The following is a 23,214-nucleotide window of genomic DNA, read 5'->3' as shown; positions in this document are numbered from 1 at the left end:
TCAACCGATGCGATGGCCAACGCCCAGGTCGCGCAGAGGATGCGCATCGCTGCTCCAGGGAGAGGTCATCAACTCGAATAGATCATCACGCGACACCTGCGCGACATCGGCATGGCGCCAACGCGGATGCTTGTCCTTGTCGATCAACAACGCCCGCACACCCTCGACGAAATCACCCACACGGCAACACTGCACCGACAGCCCCAGTTCATCACGGAAGGCATCGGCAAGGCTGGTATGGGCATGCCGTTCGAGCATCGCCCATACCAGGCGCGCGCTGATCGGACACCCCACCTCGAGACGCCCGCGGTTGGCGGCAAGCCAGTCATCATCGCGACCATCGGCGAGGATCCGCGCGACGGCGGTGGCAGCATCGACCTGGCCAACCAGCGCTTGCAGATGGTCAAGATGCGGCATCACTTGCCCATCTGGCGCCACGTCGCGCCGCTCGAAGCTGTCGATCACGCCTTGCACGGCGGCCCTGAGCGCCACCGCGGATCGGTCTGCGTAGCTTGCCTCTTGAAGCCCCTCGAGCAGCGACTGGCGCTGATCCCGCGCAACGACGTGATCGGCAAGGCCCAGGTCGATGGCGTCTCGGGCGTTGAGCTGGGCACCGGTCAACCCCAGATAGGCACCAATGCCTGGCGGCATGCGATTGAGGAACCAACTAGCGCCGATATCCGGATACAGGCCAATGGTGATTTCCGGCATGGCGATGCGCGTGGTCTCGGTCACCAGGCGATGCGATGCTCCGGCCATCAGGCCGAGCCCACCCCCCATCACGATGCCATCCCCCCACACCATCACCGGCTTGGGGTAGGTATGTATGTGGTAGTCGAGACGATACTCTGCGGTAAAATAGGCCTCGGCGAATTGGCTGTCGCGGTCGGCCGAAGCATTGCCCTCCTGTTCGATCAGGGAACGGTAGAGCGCAACGACATCACCACCGGCGCAAAAGGCTTTTTCGCCACTGCCATCGAGCCACACCGCCACGATCTCAGGGTCCAGAGCCCAGGCATCGAGCTTGTCGGCGAGTTGGTGAATCATCTCCAGCGACAGCGCATTCAAGGCACGTGGGGCGTTGAGGACTGCCATGCCGATGCGTCCACCGTCACGGGTGGGCAGTTCGTCGAACAGCACAGGAAGTTCCGACATCAATCACATTCTCCTTATTGCAGCGATTCGATCACGCCATCGGACAGCAGCCGGCGTGCGACGATCACACGCATGATCTCGTTGGTGCCCTCGAGGATCTGATGCACTCGAGTGTCACGTACCATGCGCTCCAGGGGAAACTCCTTGAGATAACCGTAGCCGCCATGCAGCTGCAGGGCTTCGTTGCATACGTTGAAGCCCATGTCGGTGGCGAATCGCTTGGCCATGGCGCAGTGGGCGGTCGCCTCTGGATCGCCCTGGTCGAGCCGCCAGGCCGCCTGACGCACCATCAGCCGTGCCGCAACGAGTTCGGTCGCCATATCGGCCAGCTTGAACTGCAGTGCCTGGAAGCTCGAAAGCTCGCGACCGAATTGCTTGCGGTCACCCAGGTAATTCCGCGCCAGCGTCAACGCGTGCTGGGCCGCGCCGAGCGAACAGCTGGCGATATTCAGGCGGCCGCCGTCGAGCCCTTTCATGGCCAGCTTGAAGCCCTCGCCTTCGGCACCCAGGCGGTTACCCACCGGCACCCGCACGCCGTCGAAGCTGACCAGCCGGGTCGGCTGGCTCTTCCAGCCCATCTTCTCTTCGTTCTTGCCATAACTGATGCCATCGGCATCAGCCGGAATCAGCAGTGTCGAAATGCCACTCGCTCCGCTGTCGGGTTCACCGGTGCGCACCATCACCACCAGGACATCATTGGCCCCGGCACCGGAAATGAACATCTTGCTGCCCGACACCACATACTCATCTCCTTCGCGAACCGCCCGAGTCCTGAGGTTGGCGGCGTCGGAGCCTGCCCCTGGTTCGGTGAGGCAGTAACATCCCAGGCACTCGCCACTGACCAGGCGGGGCACCCATTGCTCACGCAATGCATCGTCTCCCCAACTGGCCACCATCCAGGTCACCATGTTGTGGATGGTCAGATAGGCCGTGGTCGAGATACAGCCCTGGGACAACTGCTCGAAGATCAGTGAGGCCTCGAGACGCGAGAGGCCAAGCCCACCATGCGCTTCAGGGGTGTAGACGCCGAGAAACCCCGCCTCTCCCGCACGGCGGATGACATCGATGGGAAAATGCGAGCGTGCATCCCAGTCGGCGGCGTGATCGGCGAGCTCGGCGCGAGAAAAATCGGCAGCGGCCTGGACCAGCGCCCTCTGGTCATCGGTCAAGGAGAAGTCCATCACGGTATCCTCGTGTTGCGCGTTGTGGTGTGCGTTGTATCGTATGAGGTTTAAGACAGGATGCGGAAAACCAACCTAGCACTTGCTAGGTTCATCACAAATACCCCCATGGTAGAACAAGACCGACCTCACAGACACTTTACGTTAACGTAAACCTCGGCTAGTGTTGCCAACAGGCGGCGGGGTTGCGCCCATCCCGCCAAAAAACAAAGGAACACACCCAATGAACCAGCGCACATCGGACGCTACGCTGCCAAACCGCGGCCTGGCCCTTCAGCGCCGAACCTACACGATTGGCGACTTGGCCAAGATGTTCGAAGTGACACCCCGCACGATTCGCTTCTATGAGCAGGAAGGGCTGCTGGCGCCACAGCGGCGAGGGCAGACACGAATCTATCGTGAGAAGGATCGAGTACGCCTCAAGCTCACGCTGCGCGGCAAGCGCTTGGGTTTCTCGCTGGCCGAGATTCGCGAGGTGGTCGAGATGTATGACGCCATGCCCGACGGAAACGCGCGCCAGTTGAAACGCCTCCTGGAGATTCTTGCCGACAAGCGGGCCAACCTGGAGCGCCAGCTGGAGGACATTCGCCTGATGCATCGTGAGCTCGATGACGTCGAAACCCGGGCACGCGATGTGCTTTCCAACCTGGAGAACACCCTGGGCGACTGATAACACACCGACAGCGGCTTAACTCACCTGCAGACGGCTTGCACCCCGGACCCTGAAGCAACAATCAGTAAAACAATTTGCCACCATCAGAGACGGAAACCATGACACGCCAACACACTCCGATCAGCTATGTCAGCGGCACGAGTGACACGCCCCTGAAAGGCCAGACCATTGGCGACTGCTTCGACGATACCGTTGCGCGCTTTGCCGATCGTGATGCCCTGCTGAGCCTGCACCAGGGCTTGCGCTACACCTGGACCGAGTTGCAGCAGGCTGTCGACCAGGCGGCACGTGCACTGCTGGCGCTTGGCGTCGACAAGGGAGATCGTGTCGGCATCTGGTCGCCCAACTGTGCGGAATGGACCATCACCCAGTTCGCCACGGCAAAGATCGGCGCCATCCTCGTCAATATCAACCCGAGCTACCGGAGCCATGAGCTCGAGTATGCGCTCAAGCAGTCCGGCGCCTCGACCCTGATCCTGCAGGGCATGTTCAAGTCTTCCGACTACGTGGCCACGCTGGCCGAGCTGGCCCCTGAGGTGAGTGAGGGTGTGCCCGGTACGCTTTCCTGTCAGCGCTTGCCTGAGCTCAAGCGCGTGATATGCCTGGACGCGGAACGTGCGCTCAGCGGCATGCTCACCTGGCAGGGCTTGCTTGAGCATGCCGATGAAGTATCCGCCGAGCAGTTGGCCGAACGTCAGTCGACCCTGCAGTTCGATGAGCCGATCAATATCCAGTACACGTCCGGCACCACCGGCGCCCCCAAGGGCGCCACCCTGTCGCATCACAATATTCTCAACAACGGGTTCTACGTGGCTCGCACCATGAACTTGAGCGAAGCCGACCGCATGGTGATCCCGGTTCCGCTGTACCACTGCTTTGGCATGGTGATGGGCAACCTCGGCTGCGTGACCCATGGCGCCACCATGATCTACCCGGGAGATGGCTTCGATCCTGAATCCACGCTGCGTGCGGTGGCTGAAGAGAAGGCCACCACGCTCTATGGCGTACCGACCATGTTCATCGCTGAGCTCGAACATCCCGATTTCGAGAGCTACGACCTGTCGTCACTGCGCACCGGCATCATGGCGGGCTCCATCTGCCCCATCGAAGTGATGCGCAAGGTCATCGACAAGATGAACATGCAGGACGTGACCATCTGCTACGGCATGACCGAGACGAGCCCTGTCAGCTTCCAGACTCAGACCGACGCGCCACTCGAGAAACGCGTGACCACGGTCGGCACCATCCACCCTCACCTCGAGGTCAAGCTGGTAAGCCCCGAGACCGGTGCGGCGGTAGCACGAGGGGAAACCGGCGAACTTTGCACACGCGGCTACAGCGTCATGCTCGGCTACTGGAACAATCAGGAAGCCACCGACAAGGCGATCGACAAGGCCGGCTGGATGCATACCGGCGATCTCGCGACCATGGACGACGAGGGGTATGTGGCGATCGTCGGACGCATCAAGGACATGATCATCCGTGGTGGTGAAAACATCTACCCGCGCGAAATCGAGGACTTCCTCTACACCCACCCGGCAATTTCCGATGTGCAGGTAATTGGCGTACCCGACGAAAAGTATGGCGAGGAAGTCATGGCATGGGTCAAGCTTGCCGAGAACCAGCAACTGACCGCCGACGAGCTCAAGGCGTTCTGCAAGGGCAAGATCGCCCATTACAAGGTGCCGCGCTACGTCAAGTTCGTCGACGAGTTCCCGATGACGGTCACCGGCAAGATCCAGAAGTTCAAGATGCGTGAGGAAGCCACCCACGAACTGGGACTGTAACCCGGCTACGCCGGGAGCTGTAAGCCGGAAGCTGTAAGTAGACCCTACGAGAATTGGCGCTCGTAGGGTCTTTCTCACAGCTTATAGCTGACAGCTTAAAGCTCGCCCCGAAGGGGCGGTTACAACCCCTTCGGGGCAAAAATCCCCGGAGCGTTGCGCCAGTAGCCCTTGTAGTCCATGCCGAAACCGAACACGTAACGATCGACCACCTCAAGGCTGCAGTAGTCTGCCTTGAGACCCGGGACGGCCTTGCGATCATGGCGCTTGTCGACCAGTACCGCCGTGGCAATGCTCGCCGCACCCGCTTCGCGACAGTAGGCAAGGATCGCCGCGAGGGTCGCGCCTTCGTCAAGAATATCATCGACGATCACCACATGCCGGCCGGCCATGGGGATCTCCGGCGAGACTCGCCAGAACAACTCGCCACCGCGTAGCCCACCCCGGTAACGGGTGGCGTGCAGGTAGTCGACCTCGAGCGGAAAACCCAGGCGAGTCAATAAATGCCCCGTGGTAATCAATCCGCCATTCATCACGCAATAGAAGACCGGCAGCTTGTCGCCCAGGTCACGGGTGATTTCGTCGGCCATGCGATCGAGGGCTCGTTCGACCTGCTGCTGGTCGATCAGGCAATCGGCGGTATCCATCATCTCGCGCATTTCGGCAAGGGGCTGATGATAATCAGGATCAAGTTTCGGCATCGACTCACTACTCATGATTGTTTCGATTCTCGCGATGGCTGCTGGCCAACGCCTCGAGGCGCGCATGCACCCGGCGCCATCGGGACAACGCGCCCAGGCTTGCCATCTCGGGCCTGGCGCGGGCATAGCGCAGCTTCGAGAGTCGCTGCGCAACGCGACCCTGGCAGGCCTTCAGTACCTCGAGGGCTGCCGCACGATCATTGCACACCAGCAACATGTCACATCCGGCGGAGAGCGCCGCCGTGGCGCGTTCGGCAGGCGTCCCCGTGGCCGCGGCGCCCGCCATGCTCAAGTCGTCGGAAAAGATCACACCCTTGAAACCAAGGCTCTCGCGAAGCATTCCGAGCCAGGCAGGCGAAAAGCCTGCCGGCCGTGGGTCGAATGACGAATAGACCACATGGGCCGGCATTACGCCGTCGAGTCGCGAGGCCAGGTCAGTGAACGGTACCAGGTCGTGGCCACGCAGCGTATCCAACGGGCGTGGATCCACGGGAAGCTCATGATGGGAGTCGGCGACAACGCCTCCATGTCCGGGAAAGTGCTTGCCAACCGCCACCATGCCGGCCTCATGCAGGCCATCGACGAAGGCACCCGCCATGGCACTGACGGCCCTTGGGTCGGCCGCGAAGCTACGGTCGCCAATCACCGTCGAGACGCCGTCGTCAACGTCGAGCACGGGCGCAAAGCTGAGATCGAGACCGCACGCAGCCATCTCCATACCCAGCAGCCAGCCGGCATCCCGGCACAACCTGAGGGTGACTTCCGGTAATTCCTGGAAATCCCGACCCAGCCGCCCCATGGAAGGCAGCCGGGTGACGCCGCTACGCAACCGCTGAACTCTCCCGCCCTCCTGGTCGATGGCCAGCAACAGCCCCGGGCGTATGCGGCGAATGGCGTCGCACAACTCTCGCACCTGCGTCGCCGACTCCACATTGCGGGCGAACAGGATCACACCACCGACTTCCGGCAGCGCCAGCAGCGCTCGTTCCTCGGGTGTCAATCGAGTGCCTTCCAGGTCCAGCATCACCGGACCAAGCATCTTGGTCATTGAGCAGTTCCTTCGACTAGTCGTGGAGCCATACGGGCGTCCCGGGTACAGCCACCGCGAATAGTGACAGCAGGTCGGCGTCACGCAGGCGCACACAGCCATGCGAGCGGGCTTGCCCCATGGGCTGGTCGGGTGGTGTGCCATGCAGATAGATATAGCGGCGCTGGGAATCGACGTTGCCACCTCGATTCACGCCACGTTCCAGGCCACACAACCACAGGATTCGGGTCAGAATCCAGTCGCGCCCCGGGTGGGCACGCGCCAAGGCGTCGCCATACAGCTCACCGGTGGGGCGGCGCCCACGAAATACCGTGCCCGCCGGAAGTCCATCACCGATGGCGGCACGTACGTAATGCCATCCAAGCGGCGTCTGGCCACTCCCCTCCTGTTGGCCGGTGCCTGCCTCTCCAGTCGACACCGGAAAGTGGCTCAGCTCCAGCCTGCCTTGCCATACCGTGAGGCATTGTGCCGTCGTGTCGATCGACACCCACCCCCCTTGCTCAGGCGGCAACTCCGCAAGCCGCGGCGTGATCATCCGCTGGCCTCGCTCCTCAGCGCAGGTACCGGTGGCAGCGGCGCCTGCAACGCCGCCACCACCACGGGGCGCATGCGGCGTATCAGGTCGCGCACGGTGACATGTTCGCCGTAATCCTTCTCAGCGATATCGCGCAACGCATCGAGACCCGAGAGGGTGAAAATCACCGAGCCCAGCACGAAGTGCAGTCGCCAGAAGCGTTCTGCATCGGGCAGGGTCGGCGTGGCCTGGCGAACGAGTTCGGTGAAACGCGTGAACGCGCTGCCATACTCCTCCTGAATATAGCGCCGCATGTGGCCTTGAGCCTGACTGTAGGCCAAGCCAAGCAGGCGCATGAAAACCTTGAGGCTGTGGCGCTCGGCAGGCACCTCCAGCACCGTTCGCGCCATGGTCTCCAACAGCTCCTCGAGGGGTATGTCCTTGTCAGGGTAGCGCGCCTCTAGATCGTCCAGTGCACGGTGGAAGCGCTCGGTGAAAGGGTCCAGGTACCGGGAGAACACGGCCTGGATGAGTGACTTCTTGGAGCCGAAGTGGTAGTTGACCGCCGCCAGGTTGACCCGGGCCTTCCCGGTGATGTTGCGCAGCGAGGTTTCGGCGAAGCCACGTTCAGCGAACAGCACCTCGGCCGTGTCAAGAATCCGCGTGACGGTATCGGTCTGGTCCATAAACTCATCGTTCCTGTCAGAAAACAGCTGTTTCAAACGTTCAAGAAGTCTACTTCACTAAGGATATCAGCCTAAACGCGGATGGTGACAGCGTTTCAAACGCCACTTTCCCGCAATCCATCACCCCACGCCATGCAAGACAACTTTTACTGGATGAACTTCCATGCTGTATACTTGACCAATGAACTGCTCGAAATAGCGCATGGCTCTTGAGATCACCCACCCTTCAGAAGGCGCCCATGGCAGGCAAGCGTATCGAGAAATCCTCTCGCGATGTCCCATCGCTGCAACCCGTCACCGGAGGTCGCATGTCACGCCCCCTCACCCAACGCCAGCAGAATGTCTACGATGTCATCGTCAAGACAATCAGCGAGTTCGGCTATCCGCCCACTCGTGCAGAGATCGCACGCGCCCTGGGCTTTCGCTCACCGAATGCCGCCGAGGAACACCTGCGCGCCCTGGAGCGCAAGGGTGTGATTCGCATGATTGCCGGCACCTCCCGAGGCATTCGTCTGCCCGCCCAGGATCCCGCCCAGGAGAGTGAAGCCAGCGACGACGAACCGCCCCTGCAGGGCCTTGGGTTGCCGATCATCGGCGAAGTCGCCGCCGGCAGCCCCATCCTTGCCACCGAGCACATTGACCGCTACTGCCCTCTTCCACCGGAATATTTCACTCCCCGGGCAGACTACCTGCTGCGCGTGCGCGGCCTCTCGATGAAGGACATTGGGATCCTCGAAGGTGACCTGCTGGCGGTGCATCGCACAGATCGCGTTCGTGATGGCCAGATCGTAGTGGCGCGCCTGGAGGAGGATGTCACCGTCAAGCGCTTTCACCGACAGGGACATCGCGTGACGCTCACGGCGGAAAATGAAGACTTCTCCCCCATCGAGGTGGATCTGCGCCATGACGCACTCGAGATCGAGGGAGTCGGGGTAGGAGTGATTCGCGGTGGCAATGGCCAGGCTCTCGGTTGATGCCATGAGGTCGCCATGAGCCAGGTACGCAAGATTCTGCATGCCGACTGCGACTGTTTCTTCGCGGCCGTGGAAATGCGTGATGACCCGAGCCTGTGCGACATCCCGCTGGCCATTGGCGGTCGTTCGGAACGCCGAGGGGTGATTGCCACCTGCAACTACCCGGCCAGGGCCTTTGGTATCCACTCGGCAATGCCCACCGCCCGGGCCCTGCGGCTATGCCCTACCCTTACGCTGCTGCCTGGCGATTTCGAGCGTTACCGTGAGGTATCGCACCAGATCCAGGCGGTGTTCCATGAGTTGACGCCTCTGGTGGAGCCGCTGTCTCTCGACGAGGCGTTTCTCGATGTGACTGATGTCACCCGCTTCAAGGGCAGCGCTACCTGGATGGCCCGCTGGCTGAAGCAGGAGTGCCTGGCTCGCACCGGGATCACCGTATCGGTTGGCGTTGCACCCACCAAGTTCCTCGCCAAGATCGCCAGCGACTGGGACAAGCCCGATGGGCTGACCGTAATTCCTCCCGATGACGTCACACGTTTCCTGCGCACCTTGCCGGTCAGGAAACTGCACGGCGTTGGCCCCGCCACTGGCAACCGGCTCGCCGCATTGGGGATCACCACCTGTGAAGAGCTTGGCCAACTGGGACTCGAGCAGTTGGTCGACGAGTTCGGAAAGTTTGGAAAGCGTCTTTTCGAGTTGGCCCGAGGCATCGACGAACGACCGGTCAAGGTGGAACGCGAACGCAAGTCAGTGAGTGTCGAAACCACCTTCGCACAGGATCTGCCGAACATGGCCCAATGCCTGGAGGCACTCGAACCACTCGGTGAGCGGTTGAACGAGCGCCTGGCACGCCATGGACACCCATCGCTTGCCGGGGTGTTCGTCAAGGTACGTTTCAACGACTTCAGCCTCACCACCCTCGAGAGCCGCGGCCTGGCTCCTTCGCGTGACAGCTTCGCAAGGCTACTCGAGCAAGCCTGGTCACGCGGCAAGCGCCCGGTTCGCCTGCTGGGTGTCGGGGTCAGGCTGGCCTCACCGATTCAGCAATCCCAGCTTGCCCTGCCGATCTGACCAAACTCAACGCACACGGCTCGACAGCAGCCCGGCAAGGATCAATAGCCAGGGCGCCAGCACCGGCTCGATGAACGACATCACATGACTTCCATGGCAACTTCCTCAGGCGAAAACCACCGTCTTGTTGCCATGAATCAGCACCCGATCCTCGAGATGCCAACGCAAACCGCGAGCCAGCACGGCCTTTTCCACATCGCGTCCAAATCGCACAAGATCATTGGGGGTGTGGCAATGGGTGACGCGATGGATGTCCTGTTCGATGATCGGACCAGCATCGAGCTCCTCGGTCACGTAGTGGCAGGTGGCACCGATCAGCTTGACGCCTCGCTGATACGCCTGGTGGTAAGGCTTGGCACCGGCGAAAGATGGCAGGAAGCTGTGGTGGATATTGATCACGCGGCCGGCATAGCGCTCACACAGCGCTGGCGGCAGAATCTGCATGTAGCGCGCAAGCACCACGCAGTCGGCACGTGACGCATCGACCAGCCGCTGAACTTCATCGAAGGCTTGCTGCTTTTCGCCTGCCTTTACCGGCACACGGTAATAGGGAATCTGGTGCCACTCGACCAACCCGCGCATCGCTTCATGGTTGGACACCACGGCGGCGATATCGCAATTCAGTTCACCAGCTGTCCAGCGATACAACAGATCCACCAGACAGTGGGATTCCCGCGAGACCATCAACACCACCCTTGGCCGCTTACGGGTATCGGTCAGCGCCCATGTCATGTCGAATTCCTCGGCAATCGGGGCGAATGCCTGGCGAAGCTCATCCGCCGACATACCGATGGAATCGGCAAGAATCTCGTAACGCATGAAGAAGCAACCGGTGTCGAGATCAGAGTGCTGGTTCGCTTCAGTAATGGAGCCCCCGTGGCCGGCAATGAAACCGGACACCCTTGAAACGATCCCCACTCGGTCGGGGCAAGACACCATCAGGCGATAATAATGTGACATCGGCTATCCATAGAATGTGTAGACAAATTGCCGGGCTAATACGCCGAGCCCGAAGGATGAAATACAAGGATCGAACGCAATACCACAAGACCACCTGTTCAAGCCGTCCGTTTCGAATTATCGCTTGCCTGTATTGTAGCGAATCGCCCCTGACCAGGCACTGTCATGCGCATGCTCGTTGTGACCGCAAGGCACGATCCCGTATAGTGAAATCACTCATTTCCCAGCATGTGCGTGCCGATGCCACAGCCTCGAGTACAGATCCGCCCCCGTCGCCGACCTCCGTTGCATTTCCTTCCGCTAGGTGGCTCCGGCGAAATTGGCATGAACCTGAACCTGTATGGCTTTGATTCGCAGTGGATCGCCGTCGATTGCGGCATGATGATCCGCCAGGATCTTCCTGACACTCCGCTGCAGGTACCCAATCTCGACACCGCCAGGGCGCTTGGCATTACCCCTTGTGCACTGATCATCACCCATGGCCATGAGGATCATATTGGAGCGGCTGCCTGGCTGTGGCCTCGCTGGGGGTGCCCGATCCACGCCACCCCGCTGGCTGCTGGTCTGCTGCGCGCAAAGTTCATGGAGCGTGGCCTTGCCACCGATGCCATTCACGTCATCGAACCTGGGGAAGCATTGGAATGCGGACCATTTACGCTGCGCTATCTGCCTTTGACCCACTCGATCCCGGAGAGCTGCGCGCTGTTGATTGTCGCGGGGAGTCATCGAGTCTTGCATACCGGAGACTGGAAGCTTGACCCGGAGCCGTTGATTGGTGATGCCATGTCCGCGGCCAGCTTTCGCGCCATCGCCCCTGTCGATCTCGTGGTGGGGGATTCTACCAATGCCCCCACCCCCGGTCACTCGCGAAGCGAAGGAGACGTCGCCCGAGCCCTTGAGCATTCCATCGCCGCGTGCAAGGGCCGGGTGGTGGTTTCATGCTTCGCCAGCAACCTGGCTCGCGTACTTGCCATTGGCCGAGCGGCGCAACGCTGTGGGCGTCGAGTCAGCCTGATAGGACGTTCAATGGAACGCATGGTGGGAGTCGCCCGGGGGTTGGGCTATCTGGATGACTTTCCGCCCCTGGTGCCAGTATCCGATCTCGGCTACCTGCCGCCCGATGAGGTGCTGGTGATCGCCACCGGTAGCCAGGGAGAGCCTCGCGCGGCCCTGCATCGTCTTGCTCGGGGGCGTCACCCGACGCTGGAACTTGGTTCCGGTGACAGCGTGATCTTTTCAGCCAAGGCCATTCCGGGTAACGAAATTCTCATCGACAGGCTCAAGGGCGGCCTGCGCATGCTGGGCGTCACGTTACTCGATGAATTCAGCCATCCGGAGTTGCACGCTTCCGGCCACCCTGCCCAGGATGAGCTACGCACCTTCTACGGCTGGGTAAAGCCACGCCATCTCGTACCTGTTCATGGTGAATACCGCCATCAGCAGGTCCATCGGGAACTCGCCGAGTCACTGGGTATCAAGGCACCACTGGTGCCCGTGAATGGTGATCTGATCCGCCTCGATAGCGACGGTATAACGCTTGAAGCTCGCCACCCACAGCCCCCATGCATCATCAGCAAGAATGCCGTAGCTCCTCTACCTGGCCTGGCTGGCGCTGCATCGCGCGGAACGCACCATGGCAGCCTATACCTGGCGCTGTCGGTCACTGCAACCGACGCGGGTGGATGGACGCGGATAGGCCGCCTGATGCTGGATGCAAGCCAGGCAAGCCCACTGGACGAAGACGCTTTCAGCGACTGGCTGGACGAGACGCTGGACTCCCTGCGTGCCGATACCCTGTCGGAACTGCGCGTGGCGCTGCAGCCAAGGCTGCTGGCCTGGTTTGCTGATCATCTGCGTCGCTTGCCAGATATACATCTGCAGATTCTCGCCGTGGAAGCCCCCAGCACCAGTGACCTGGACTGAGCAACTGTCAACGACAACAGACATCCGGCTGATGGAACGGACGGGAGGTGAGTCCAGTGGATCACCTCCCGTATGCCTGTCACCTGATGCGGTTAATGCTCGAGCATCGAACTTGCCGCCCGGCGATTTACTTCCATGACTTGACCCTGATCGATTTTCGTAACCCCTCTTGCCATCTTCCCCCGGTAGACTTGCCGACTGTCAGTCATATCGACCCTGCTCCATATCAACCCTGCTGCGTATCAAGGATCGATCATAGCGCGCATAGCTGATGCCCGACTTGCAAGCCTGGAGGTCAGGCCTTCTTGTTCAGGCCTTCTTGTTCAGATCTTCTTGTTCAGGCCTTCTTGGCACTCTTTGAGCTCTTGGCGTTACTCGTATTACTAGCGCTATTGCCATTTTTGGCATTTTTTGGCGGACGTCCCCGCTTGCGCCGGGGCTGTTCGGCCACCAGATCGTCGAGGGAAAGCCCAGCATCATTCATGGCTTCACGAATCTCGGCGAGTTTGCGTTCCTTCTGAACCTCTTCCTCCTGGCGCAGACGCTCTTCATCCTTCTTCTGCTCGATGACTTCATCTATCACCTCGGCCAGCTTGTGAAGCTGTTCCGTACTGAGCTGCCTTGCCGCGGCGCGAGCCACGTTCTTGTTGCGTGCGATGCGCTCCAGGGATTCGGTGGACATTGCCCCCTCCGTCTCTGAGTGAATGAAAGTGGGTAAATGAAAGTGGATAAATGAAGTAGGTTATTCGCAATACCTAACATGGAAAGTATATGCACACTTACCCGATTGGCAAGGCAGGTCACCCATTTATTTCTTGCCAATGCCACGTTAAATTCACACCACCAACCGGAACGAATTGATATGAAGACGGCGCCCTGGGGCGCCGTCGAGAAAGTGATTGATAGACTGATGAGGCTTATCCACCCGTCATGTTCATGAAGCGAACAACCTGCACATCACCATCCGTGGTGAAGTGATGGCGCTCGGGCTTTAGGGGCATCGCCGCAACGATGGCGCGTTTCAAGGCATCGATATCACCAGGGTATCGACGCAACACCTTGCGCAAGTCAACCGAGTGCTCATTACCAAGGCACAGCAGCAAGCGCCCCTCCACGGTCACCCTGACGCGATTGCAGGTAGAACAGAAATTGTGACTATGCGGGGAGATGAAGCCCACCCGTGTCTCGCTGTCAGCCATGCGGAAGTAGCGTGAGGGGCCAAGCGTGGTCTCGGTGGTGGGAAACAATGGGTAGCGTGCTTCAATCAACGCCTGTACGTCATCGCTCGAGCAATATGTCTCGTCACGCCGGTGATCCGACACGTCACCCAACGGCATCTCCTCGATGAAGCTGATATCCAGCCCTTCATTGCGCGAAAACTCGACCAAGTCGACGACCTCGTCGTCATTTCGCCCCTTGAGAATCACCGCGTTGAGCTTGATGCGCTCGAAACCGGCCTCCTTGGCGGCACGGATTCCCTCGATCACACGATCAAGATCGCCGGTACGCGTCAGCTTGCGAAAACGTTCCCGGTCTAACGAATCCAGGCTGATATTGAGCCGTTTGAGTCCAGCCTCGCGTAACCGTCTGGCGTGCTTCGGAAGTCCCGCACCATTGGTGGTCATGGCGAAATCCTTGAGCCCTGGCAGCTCACCCACCTGCTCGACCAGTTGATCGATATCCCGGCGCACCAGTGGCTCACCACCCGTCAAACGTACTTTTTCCACTCCCAGTTCGATGAAGGCCCGCGCCACCAAGGCAAGCTCCTCGAGCGTCAGCACCTGGGCGCGTGGAAGAAAGGTCATGTCCTCACTCATGCAGTACACGCACCTGAAGTCGCACCGGTCGGTTACCGAAATACGCACGTAGCTGACGCGTCTACCGAAATCATCGATCAGTTCCTGGGGTATTGTCATTATCCGGTCTCCAGGGATATTCACTTCCAGCGGCGAGCGTCAATGAGGTCGGATTCACGTTCCGACACCCAATAGTCACCGGCTGCGGCATGCTCCTTCTTCCAGAAGGGCGCACGCGTCTTGAGGTAATCCATGATGTAGTCACAGGCCTCGAACGCGGCACGACGATGTGCACTTGCCACCATCACTAACACGATAGGGTCACTAGGGGCCAATCGTCCAACCCGATGGATGACGCAGACGCCTTCCAGTGACCAGCGTGTCTCGGCATCCATGACGATCTGTTCAAGCGCCGATTCGGTCATGCCGGGGTAGTGCTCAAGGGTAAGCGCCGTGACATCCGGGGTCTCATTGAAGTCCCTGACAAGCCCGGTGAAACTGACCACCGCCCCGATGTCACTTCGCCCCGCCAGCAGCCTGCGCTGTTCAGTGCCGACATCGAAAGGGGCCTGTTGCACGCGAATCATTATCAACCTCCTGTGACGGGCGGGAAAAACGCCACCTCGTCCTCATCGGTGATCGGCGTGGAATCAGCCGCCATCACCTGATTCACCGCGCAAAGAATCCGTCCCTCGTCAAGACGCGAAAAACGCGGGTCCAGTGTCTTCAAGGCCGCCTTGAGCCCCGCGACATCGGCGCTGATCAAACTGTCCAGCGGTACCGATACCTCACCCACTCCGAGGCGTTCGCGCAACTCCGCCAGGCACTTCACACGAATGCAGGCGGAGTGGATATCGCAGCGATTGCCAAGCGAGACTTCGCCATCCTGGCCAGTGCCCGTGACGATGGGCGCCACCATCGGGGCCTCATCCGCCAGGTCCAGGGAAGCGCGCGAATAATCTCCCGACTTGCCACCGGTCTTGGTATCCACATGGATATCGCCAATCTCCATCCCCTTGTCCACCGCCTTGCACATGTCATACAGCGTCAGACAGGCGACCGATACAGCCGTCAGTGCCTCCATCTCGACGCCGGTACGCCCATTGAGGCGACAGGTGGCCACGATATCTACGCACGACGCCTCGACGTCGGGATGAAAATCGATACTGACCTTGGATAGCGCTAGCGCGTGGCAAAGGGGAATCAGTTCATGGGTGCGCTTGGCGGCCTGGATCCCGGCGATACGTGCCGTGGCCAGCACATCGCCCTTAGGCAGGCCGCCCTCGAGAAGCAACGCCAGGGTCTGGGGCTGCATGCGGATGCGCCCAGAAGCGCTAGCCTCTCGGCGGCTTTCCGGCTTGTCAGCCACATCCACCATATGAGCCTCACCACGGGCGTTGAGATGGGTCAGTGACATGGAAAATTCACCTCATGGATAACGAAAAAGGGGTTGAATGATCACCACGTCGCCGGCGTCAACCGCTTCGCGTTCGGTGGTGATCTCGATCAAGCAGTTGGCCATGACCATCGAAGAGAGTATGCCCGAGCCCTGGGCGCCAGTGACCTCGACCCTGAGCCTTCCCTCGCCGTCACTGTGATAGCGTCCGCGCAGGTAGTCGGCACGCCCGAGGCGAGTCTTCATGGCATGCTCGGCGATCGCTGTCAGTCGCCGGGGCGACTCGGGACGCCCCTGAAACCTGGCCAGTAACGGCGCCACGAACTGCAGAAAAGTGACCATGGCGGCGACAGGGTTGCCGGGCAGACCAAGGAAGGGCACGCCGCGACAACCAAGCCTCCCGCAAGCCAGCGGTCGTCCCGGTCGAATCGCCACTTTCCAGAAGCCGAGATCACCGCTCTCCATCAGCGCGGCACGGGTGTGGTCGGCGTCTCCCACCGAGACCCCACCGCTGGTCAAGACCAGATCGGCATGGCTAGCTGCCTCCTGCAACGCGTGGGCGATCGCGGCCTGGTCATCAGGCAGAATCCCCAGATCCACCACCTCGCCGCCGTGCTCGCCGACAAGCCCCGCCAGGCTGAATCGATTGGCATCGAAGATCCCCGCTGCCGGCAAAGACGCACCGGGTGCCGTGACCTCGTTGCCGGTGGAAAACACCGCGACCCTGGGCCTTCGAACCACATCGGCCTCGGCGATACCCAGAGAAGCCATGACGCCAAGCTCGGCAGACGTCAGGCGGGTGCCGGCCCGCAATGCTACCTCACCACGGGCGATATCCTCTCCGGCGCGGCGCACATTCTGGCCTTGCTTCACGCGCTCGGGGCGGTCCACTGACACCTCGCAAGCATCGTCTTCGGCTCGCCGCAATTGCTCGCGCATGATCACGCTATCGGCCCCCTTCGGCAAAGGCGCACCGGTAGTGATCGCCACGCACTCCCCTGCGGCGAGCCATGTTTCGTCTTGCATGCCAGCAAACACCTCGCCGACCTGGCGCCACCGGGCCGGCCTGGAAACAGTGCCAGTCCAGGCAAGCGCAATACCGTCCATGGCCGCATTGGTGTGCTGGGGAACATCGATCGGCGAGACCACATCAGCGGCAAGGACACGGCCATGCAACGCCGTCAGCGGTTGCGATTCGCTTTCAAGCACTCCCTCGGCCAGGCCGAGAATCGCCTGGCGAGCCTGATCGACGTCGAGCATGCGTTCGCCGAGTTCAAAGCATGACAGGGTCATGATGACGGAGCTCCCACACGCTGGTTACGCGGGTGGCGCTCATGCAACCAGCGCGCGGGCCATGCCGCCACCCAATCGACGAGGGCCGCGAGGTCATTGAGATCCAGCGCCTCGACCCCTTCCGGCACCGCCAACTCAGCGTCGCTCGCCAGCGCCTTTATCCAGAGATCATCACCGCAGCGCAGCGGCTTGCCGAGGGACGAACGATACAGCTCCAGCTTGGGCAGCGGCCACGCCTTGAAGCCTTCGATAAGCACCAGGTCTGGCGCCTGGGGACGCACCATGTCGATCAACTGGACAAGGTCGGCCTCATCCTGAGTCGGGGTTTCCATCATCAACGCCACTCGCGCCCGGGATGCCACGACCATCGGCAAGGCTCCCGCCTGGCGCAATCGATGGCTGTCCTTGCCAGGTTGGTCGACATCGAAGGCATGGTGCGCGTGCTTGATCACCGCTACCCTCAACCCCCGCTCGGCCAACGCCGGCAACAGGTGTTCGAGCAGCGTCGTCTTGCCGGTGCCACTCCACGCCGCGATGCCAAGCAGCGGGAGATCCGCGGCAAGCGTCAGCGGGCGAGCGTCTAGCGACTTCATGATGACGCGGCCCCCTTGCCCAGCAACTGTTCAAGGTGGCGCTTGTCGGCGTCGGTGTTGAGGTTGGCAAACGCTTCCGGGCAATCAGAAAAATCCACCTCACGGCAGTCATGGCGGGCATACCAGCGATCGATCTTGCGCTCTCCTCCCGCCATTGCCCTGGCCAGATCATCGGCCAGAGCCACCCTGATCAGGGCCACCACCGGATGCAGGCGCTCACCATCGTGCGCCACGGCGATATCACCACCGGCAAGCCCCCCCATCAGGCGCTCGACAAGCGACCAGGGCAACGCCGGGCTGTCGCAGGGCACGACCAGCAACCACGCGGTATGGGAAGCCCGCAGACCGCTGTAGATGCCCATCAGTGGCCCGTGGTAGCCCGATTCAGTGTCACTGACTACCCGATCAGCCAACGCAAGATAGTCGTCATGATGGCGATTGGCACTCACCAGAACCTCGGCGACGCGCCCCTCAAGGCGCTCACGAACATGCGCGACAAGCGGCCTGCCGTTGAAGGGTTCAAGCCCCTTGTCGCGACCGCCCATGCGGCGGCCCTGGCCACCGGCCAGGATCATCCCAGTGAGTTCGTTGTGATGGATAACGGGCACGTCGATGAATTCCTCGATGGTTCAACCCCAATCATGATCCCAGTTTACGTCAAGTCATGATGCCTGAGGCGGCTCCACGGTGCCATGTATCATCCCGCCTGCACACACCCCTCGCCATGACTTATCCTCGCGCCGTCGAAACGCTATCATATGTCCACAATATTTGACGGATGCGGACATGGAAGCAGGATTCGACGTGGGTTCACGCTTGCGCCATCTGCGCAAGAGTCGAGACCTTTCGCAACGCGAACTGGCCAAACGTGCTGGGGTGACCAACAGCACCATCTCGCTGATCGAACAGAACAGCGTCAGCCCCTCGGTCAGCTCACTGAAGAAGATTCTCGATGCCCTGCCGGTGTCGATCAGCGACTTCTTCGCCGGCGATGCACCCAGCCAGCCACAGCCCTTCTTTCGCGCGGATGAGATGACCGACATTGGGGATGGCCATCTTTCCTGGCGACTTGTGGCGGCGAGACGACCCGACCGCAGCATGTCGATCATCCATGAACGCTATCCACCGGGAGCGGATACCGGCACCGACATGCTCGAGCACGACGGTGAGGAAGGCGGCGTGGTGATCTCCGGCGAAATCGAGATCACTGTCGCCCGGGAGGTGGCGGTTTTGCGCGCTGGTGACGCCTATTATTTCGACTCGCGACTGCCCCATCGCTTTCGCAATATCGGCAATCATGAGTGTGTCATCGTCAGCGCCAACACACCGCCCACCTTCTCCGACGGCGGACAGGAGCTACACCACGCCTGACAGCTCGAGGAATGGGGCAATGTCGGGATCGGGAAGTGAATGAGACAAACCTTCAGCCTCGGCATGCCGAGGCCAAGACAAACCAGGTTTGATCAGTGCTGCTCTTCTTCGTCAGGTAATAACCAGTTGAGCAAAATACCCACCAGGGCAGCAAGACTGACCCCTTGCAGGGTGAACTGGCCACCACCGAACTGCATCCCGCCGATGCCGAACACCAGAATCAAGGATACCACTACCAGGTTACGCGGGGCGGTGAGCGAGTGACCAGCGCGTACCAGGGTATTCATGCCGATCACCGCGATCGAACCGAACAACAGCGTCATGATGCCGCCCATCACGGGCCCCGGGATGGTCTGCAACAACGCACCAAGCTTGGCGACAAACGCCAGGCCGATGGCAAAACAGGCGGCCACCACCATGATCACGGGATTGAACGCGCGGGTCAGCGTCACCGCTCCGGTGACCTCGGAATAGGTGGTATTGGGCGGACCGCCAAACAGGGCCGCCATGGACGTGGCCACACCATCACCCAACAGGGTGCGATGCAGTCCTGGCTTGTCGAGGTAGTTCTTTCCGGTCACCGAGCCGATGGCCACCATGTCACCGATATGCTCCACCGCGGGCGCAATGGCCACTGGGATCATGAACAGAATGGCCGCCCAGTGGAAGCTCGGAGCGGTAAAGGCGGGGATGGAAAGCCAAGCGGCTTCATGGACCGGGGAGAAGTCGACCAGCCCCATGGCCAGCGCCAGGGCATAGCCGGTGACGATCCCCCCCATGATCGGCACCAGCCGCAACAGGCCACGCCCGAATACCGCCAGTACCAGCGTCACCAGAAGGCTCACCATGGAGAGCAGGATCGCTGGCCCATAGTCGATATTATCGCTGGTTTCACCGGTGGCCATGCTCACTGCCACTGGCGCCAGCGCCAGACCAATCACCATGATCACCGGTCCCACCACCACCGGCGGCAGCAGTCGGTGCAACCAGACCGTGCCCTTCATGCGCACCGCCTGGGAGATGACCACGTAGACCAGTCCCGCCGCCATCAGCCCGCCCATGGTGGCCGGAATACCGAAATTGGCCACCGAGCCCTGAATGGGCGCGATGAAGGCAAATGACGAGGCCAGAAACACCGGCACCGTGACACGGGTGATCCCGTGGAATACCAATGTCCCAACCCCGGCGGTGAACAACGCCACACTGGGGTCGAGTCCAGTGAGCAGTGGCACCAGCACCAGCGCGCCGAAGGCCACGAAAAGCATCTGGGCGCCGGTGAGAAGCGTCTTGAGCGGAGAATCCACAGGCACCTGAGCGGCTGCCGTCTGGTCTGTCATGGGGGGCTCCATTTTTGTGTGGTTATCAGGGGGTGTTTACAAAAACAACGAGCGAAGGCCAGGCAAGGCGAAATTAGCTGAAAAAGCGCAGTTTACGAGGGTGTAAATGAGCATTTTGATCGGACTCGCGCCCGAGGGTAATTTCAACGTCGAATGGCCGAGCGCAGTAATTTGTAGACACCCACTCAGCGTGTGCCGAAGATCTTGTCCCCTGCATCGCCCAGCCCCGGCACGATGTAGCCATTTTCATCGAGGTGGTCATCGATCCCGGCGGTATAGATCTCGATGTCCGGGTAGGCATCCTGCACCCGCTTGATGCCCTCGGGGGCCGCCACCAGCACGATCACCCTCATCTGCTTGCAACCACGTTCGCGTAACATGTCGAGCGTTGCGACCATGCTGCCACCGGTGGCCAGCATCGGGTCGATGACGATCGCCATGCGCTCGTCGAGGTCGCCTGCGAACTTGGCAAAATAGGGTACCGGCTCAAGCGTCTCCTCATCGCGATAAAGCCCCACCACACTGACTCGAGCGCTGGGTATCAAATCGGTGACGCCATCGAGCATGCCGAGACCAGCACGCAGGATAGGTACGATGGTGACCTTCTTGCCCTTGAGCAACCGCACCGAAATGGGTTTGCCGTTCCAACCTTCGATGTCTTGAGTCTGCGATTCGAGATCCTGGGTCGCTTCGTAGGTCAAAAGCTTGGCCAGCTCGCCTGCCAGTTCACGAAAACTCTTGGTGCTGATGCCGGCTTCGCGCATTAGCCCCAGCTTGTGCTGAACCAGGGGATGCTTGATGGCGTGAACGCTCATGGGATGACCTCTCGGGGCGGGGAGACGATGACCAATGCCTTAGCGGCCAGGCCGACAAATTGCGCAACATTCTAACCGCATGGGCTGTCGAGGTTAAGCCATCGTCAGCACGGCAGTGCATTCAAGAGACGCTCACGGCTCGCTGGGCAACTGCCAGTCCATGGGCGTGCGCCCCTGCTCGACGAGAAAAGCGTTGGCGCGTGAGAACTGGTGGTTGCCGAAGAAACCACGATGCGCCGATAGCGGCGATGGATGCGGAGACTCCAGCACCAGATGGCGCGAGGTATCGACCAACGCCTTCTTGGAGCGCGCATGACTGCCCCACAACAGGAACACGCTGGGTGCGGCATGTTCATTGACGGCGGCGATGGCTCGGTCGGTGAAGACTTCCCACCCCTTGCCGCGATGGGAGGCCGGCTTGCCCTGCTCCACGGTCAGCGAGGTGTTGAGCAACAGCACACCCTGGCGCGCCCAATGCTCCAGGTTGCCGTGATCGACTGGCTGGAAGCCCACATCCTGGGCGAGCTCCTTGTAGATATTGACCAAAGACGGCGGTACTCGTACTCCGGGCCGTACCGAAAAGCACAGCCCATGGGCCTGGTGCGGTCCGTGATACGGGTCCTGGCCGAGAATGACCACCTTGACCTGATCGATAGGGGTCAGCTCAAAGGCACGAAACCAGTCCGATGAGTGCGGGTAGATGACCTTCCTGGCGGCTTTTTCGGCTGCCAGGAAGTTTCGCAACTCGTGCATGTAGGGAGCATCGAATTCATTGCCGAGCCACTGTTGCCAGCTCTCCGGTAATGGGCAAGTCACAGCACCCTCCTCTCTGGGTGGACGACGTCAGCGCTTGACCTGATCGACCAGTGGCTCGACATAGGCCACTCCCATGTCCCAGGGAAACTGAATCCAGCAGTCCTGTGCGACTTCGGTAAGATACTGGTCGACCAGCGGGCGGCCCTCGGGCTTGGCATAGATGGTCACGAAATGCGCCTTGGGCAACATTTCGCGCACCTTGCGGGCGGTCTTGCCGGTATCGACAAGGTCATCGACCAGCAGCCAGCCTTCACCGTCATGATCCACGCCCTTCAGCACGTCCAGGCCGCCCTGGTCCATATGGTCGTAGCTCTTGATGCACACGGTATCGATCAAGCGAACGTTGAGCTCGCGAGCGATCAACGCAGCGGGAATCAACCCACCACGCGTGATCGCGACGATGCCCTTGAAGTCGCGTTCCATCAGCCGCTGGCAGAGTTCGCGAACGTCGCGATGCAACTGATCCCAGGAGACGGTGAAATGCTGGTGATATCGTTGGGTGCTCATGGCGTTGGTCTCACTCGTCCTCGGTAAAAGAACAGACCGCGAAGACACTGTACCCTGCTTCGCGAATGCGCGCCGACCCGCCGAGATCGGGCAGATCGACTATCGTTGCGGTCTCGACCACCTGGCCACCGCTGCGAGTGATCAGCTTGGCGGCAGCCAGCATGGTGCCACCGGTGGCGATCAGGTCATCGACGATCAGAATACGATCACCCTGCTTGAAAGCGTCGGAGTGGAGCTCCACCTCGGCCTGACCATACTCCAGGGTATAGGTCTCGCTGATGGTCTTGAACGGCAGCTTGCCCTTCTTGCGCACCGGCACGAAGCTGCAGCCAAGTTCATAGGCCAGCGGCGCGCCGATGATGAAGCCACGCGCGTCGATGGCGGCGATGGCATCGAGATCCATCTCCTGATAGCGGTGCACGAAGCTATCGATCAGCTTGCGAAACGCCGCGCTGTTCTGGAGCAGCGGCGTGATGTCACGAAAGTTGACTCCCGGCTGTGGCCAATCGGGGACGGTACGAATCACGGACTTGATGTAGTCGCCGTAGATGCTCATTACGGTTCTCGGTGGCTGAATGTGAAACTGAGTGTGAATCGGTGCCAACCATGACACTGGCCGG

General features: G+C 60.7%; 25 protein-coding genes. 6 read left to right on the top strand and 19 right to left on the bottom strand.

Translation table 11 applies throughout. The features are described from left to right. Window positions 1-1,155 (bottom strand): enoyl-CoA hydratase/isomerase family protein, encoded by a 1,155-nt coding sequence (locus C6V82_RS16505; RefSeq protein WP_102587332.1) that lies wholly within the window; start codon window positions 1,153-1,155, stop codon window positions 1-3. A gap of 14 nt (window positions 1,156-1,169) precedes the next feature. Next, window positions 1,170-2,336, bottom strand: a complete 1,167-nt coding sequence (locus C6V82_RS16500) for an acyl-CoA dehydrogenase family protein (protein WP_102587331.1) — start codon at window positions 2,334-2,336, stop codon at window positions 1,170-1,172. A gap of 223 nt (window positions 2,337-2,559) precedes the next feature. Between C6V82_RS16500 and C6V82_RS16495 the strand changes: the two genes are divergently transcribed. Both C6V82_RS16495 and C6V82_RS16490 read left to right on the top strand, forming a co-directional pair. Then, the gene (locus C6V82_RS16495) at window positions 2,560-3,006 is read left to right on the top strand and encodes a MerR family transcriptional regulator (protein ID WP_102587330.1); all 447 of its coding nucleotides are present in this window, start codon (window positions 2,560-2,562) and stop codon (window positions 3,004-3,006) included. Between the two features lie 101 nt (window positions 3,007-3,107). After that, a complete protein-coding gene (locus C6V82_RS16490) occupies window positions 3,108-4,796 on the top strand; it encodes an AMP-binding protein (RefSeq protein ID WP_102587329.1) in 1,689 nt (562 codons plus the stop codon). 119 nt (window positions 4,797-4,915) lie between these two features. Here the strand turns inward: C6V82_RS16490 and C6V82_RS16485 are convergent, their stop codons facing one another. Genes C6V82_RS16485 through C6V82_RS16470 form a run of 4 tightly spaced genes read right to left on the bottom strand, consistent with a single transcriptional unit; the run spans window position 4,916 to window position 7,742 of the window. After that, a complete protein-coding gene (locus C6V82_RS16485) occupies window positions 4,916-5,494 on the bottom strand; it encodes a hypoxanthine-guanine phosphoribosyltransferase (RefSeq protein ID WP_102587328.1) in 579 nt (192 codons plus the stop codon). 7 nt (window positions 5,495-5,501) lie between these two features. Further along, window positions 5,502-6,542, bottom strand: coding sequence for a beta-N-acetylhexosaminidase (gene nagZ / locus C6V82_RS16480; RefSeq protein ID WP_102587327.1), 1,041 nt, complete (start codon window positions 6,540-6,542; stop codon window positions 5,502-5,504). Window positions 6,543-6,558: 16 nt separating this feature from the next. Further along, window positions 6,559-7,077, bottom strand: coding sequence for a L,D-transpeptidase (locus C6V82_RS16475; RefSeq protein WP_102587326.1), 519 nt, complete (start codon window positions 7,075-7,077; stop codon window positions 6,559-6,561). Then, on the bottom strand, window positions 7,074-7,742 hold the full coding sequence (locus tag C6V82_RS16470) for a TetR/AcrR family transcriptional regulator (RefSeq protein WP_102587325.1): 669 nt from the start codon (window positions 7,740-7,742) through the stop codon (window positions 7,074-7,076). The genes C6V82_RS16475 and C6V82_RS16470 overlap by 4 nt, the downstream gene beginning before the upstream one ends. Window positions 7,743-8,050: 308 nt before the next feature. Here C6V82_RS16470 and lexA point away from each other — a divergent pair, with 308 nt between their 5' ends. Both lexA and dinB read left to right on the top strand, forming a co-directional pair. Beyond that, window positions 8,051-8,716, top strand: a complete 666-nt coding sequence (gene lexA, locus C6V82_RS16465; protein WP_102587324.1) for a transcriptional repressor LexA — start codon at window positions 8,051-8,053, stop codon at window positions 8,714-8,716. Window positions 8,717-8,731: 15 nt separating this feature from the next. Beyond that, entirely contained in the window at window positions 8,732-9,787 is a 1,056-nt protein-coding gene (gene dinB / locus C6V82_RS16460) for a DNA polymerase IV (RefSeq protein WP_102587323.1), read from the top strand. A gap of 105 nt (window positions 9,788-9,892) precedes the next feature. On the opposite strand, the gene purU is transcribed toward dinB, so the two are convergent. Continuing rightward, window positions 9,893-10,747, bottom strand: a complete 855-nt coding sequence (gene purU, locus C6V82_RS16455) for a formyltetrahydrofolate deformylase (RefSeq protein WP_102587322.1) — start codon at window positions 10,745-10,747, stop codon at window positions 9,893-9,895. A 324-nt stretch (window positions 10,748-11,071) separates the two neighbouring features. Between purU and C6V82_RS16450 the strand changes: the two genes are divergently transcribed. Then, complete coding sequence (locus C6V82_RS16450; protein ID WP_102587321.1) at window positions 11,072-12,670, top strand: ribonuclease J; 1,599 nt, start codon at window positions 11,072-11,074, stop codon at window positions 12,668-12,670. 337 nt (window positions 12,671-13,007) lie between these two features. On the opposite strand, the gene C6V82_RS16445 is transcribed toward C6V82_RS16450, so the two are convergent. The 7 genes from C6V82_RS16445 to mobA all read right to left on the bottom strand — a co-directional run bounded on the left by C6V82_RS16445 (window position 13,008) and on the right by mobA (window position 18,323). Then, window positions 13,008-13,352: an H-NS family histone-like protein gene (locus tag C6V82_RS16445; RefSeq protein ID WP_102587320.1), complete on the bottom strand. Its 345-nt coding sequence runs from the start codon at window positions 13,350-13,352 to the stop codon at window positions 13,008-13,010. A gap of 235 nt (window positions 13,353-13,587) precedes the next feature. Then, window positions 13,588-14,580, bottom strand: a complete 993-nt coding sequence (gene moaA / locus C6V82_RS16440; RefSeq protein WP_102587369.1) for a GTP 3',8-cyclase MoaA — start codon at window positions 14,578-14,580, stop codon at window positions 13,588-13,590. 26 nt (window positions 14,581-14,606) lie between these two features. Then, entirely contained in the window at window positions 14,607-15,053 is a 447-nt protein-coding gene (moaE, locus tag C6V82_RS16435) for a molybdopterin synthase catalytic subunit MoaE (protein ID WP_102587319.1), read from the bottom strand. A 2-nt stretch (window positions 15,054-15,055) separates the two neighbouring features. Then, the gene (gene moaC, locus C6V82_RS16430) at window positions 15,056-15,883 is read right to left on the bottom strand and encodes a cyclic pyranopterin monophosphate synthase MoaC (RefSeq protein ID WP_102587318.1); all 828 of its coding nucleotides are present in this window, start codon (window positions 15,881-15,883) and stop codon (window positions 15,056-15,058) included. Window positions 15,884-15,895: 12 nt separating this feature from the next. Then, window positions 15,896-17,155, bottom strand: a complete 1,260-nt coding sequence (gene moeA, locus C6V82_RS16425) for a molybdopterin molybdotransferase MoeA (protein ID WP_102587317.1) — start codon at window positions 17,153-17,155, stop codon at window positions 15,896-15,898. After that, the gene (gene mobB, locus C6V82_RS16420; RefSeq protein WP_102587316.1) at window positions 17,152-17,748 is read right to left on the bottom strand and encodes a molybdopterin-guanine dinucleotide biosynthesis protein B; all 597 of its coding nucleotides are present in this window, start codon (window positions 17,746-17,748) and stop codon (window positions 17,152-17,154) included. The genes moeA and mobB overlap by 4 nt, the downstream gene beginning before the upstream one ends. Next, on the bottom strand, window positions 17,745-18,323 hold the full coding sequence (mobA, locus tag C6V82_RS16415; protein ID WP_102587315.1) for a molybdenum cofactor guanylyltransferase MobA: 579 nt from the start codon (window positions 18,321-18,323) through the stop codon (window positions 17,745-17,747). The genes mobB and mobA overlap by 4 nt, the downstream gene beginning before the upstream one ends. A gap of 211 nt (window positions 18,324-18,534) precedes the next feature. Between mobA and C6V82_RS16410 the strand changes: the two genes are divergently transcribed. Beyond that, on the top strand, window positions 18,535-19,119 hold the full coding sequence (locus tag C6V82_RS16410) for a cupin domain-containing protein (RefSeq protein ID WP_102587314.1): 585 nt from the start codon (window positions 18,535-18,537) through the stop codon (window positions 19,117-19,119). 92 nt (window positions 19,120-19,211) lie between these two features. Here the strand turns inward: C6V82_RS16410 and C6V82_RS16405 are convergent, their stop codons facing one another. The 5 genes from C6V82_RS16405 to C6V82_RS16385 form a co-directional block, all read right to left on the bottom strand. Continuing rightward, the gene (locus tag C6V82_RS16405) at window positions 19,212-20,456 is read right to left on the bottom strand and encodes a uracil-xanthine permease family protein (RefSeq protein ID WP_102587313.1); all 1,245 of its coding nucleotides are present in this window, start codon (window positions 20,454-20,456) and stop codon (window positions 19,212-19,214) included. Between the two features lie 185 nt (window positions 20,457-20,641). Further along, the gene (gene upp, locus C6V82_RS16400) at window positions 20,642-21,271 is read right to left on the bottom strand and encodes a uracil phosphoribosyltransferase (RefSeq protein ID WP_102587312.1); all 630 of its coding nucleotides are present in this window, start codon (window positions 21,269-21,271) and stop codon (window positions 20,642-20,644) included. A 132-nt stretch (window positions 21,272-21,403) separates the two neighbouring features. Next, window positions 21,404-22,087, bottom strand: coding sequence for a uracil-DNA glycosylase (gene ung, locus C6V82_RS16395; protein ID WP_102587311.1), 684 nt, complete (start codon window positions 22,085-22,087; stop codon window positions 21,404-21,406). Window positions 22,088-22,114: 27 nt separating this feature from the next. Beyond that, on the bottom strand, window positions 22,115-22,594 hold the full coding sequence (gene gpt / locus C6V82_RS16390; RefSeq protein WP_102587310.1) for a xanthine phosphoribosyltransferase: 480 nt from the start codon (window positions 22,592-22,594) through the stop codon (window positions 22,115-22,117). 10 nt (window positions 22,595-22,604) lie between these two features. Then, window positions 22,605-23,150: an adenine phosphoribosyltransferase gene (locus tag C6V82_RS16385; RefSeq protein WP_102587309.1), complete on the bottom strand. Its 546-nt coding sequence runs from the start codon at window positions 23,148-23,150 to the stop codon at window positions 22,605-22,607. Between the last annotated feature and the right edge of the window lie 64 nt (window positions 23,151-23,214).

It is taken from the genome of Halomonas urumqiensis, from assembly GCF_003028575.1.
In the GTDB taxonomy this organism is placed as follows: Bacteria; Pseudomonadota; Gammaproteobacteria; order Pseudomonadales; family Halomonadaceae; genus Halomonas; species Halomonas urumqiensis.
Note: the sequence above shows the minus strand (reverse complement) of the source record. Positions and strands in the feature narration are given on the sequence as shown.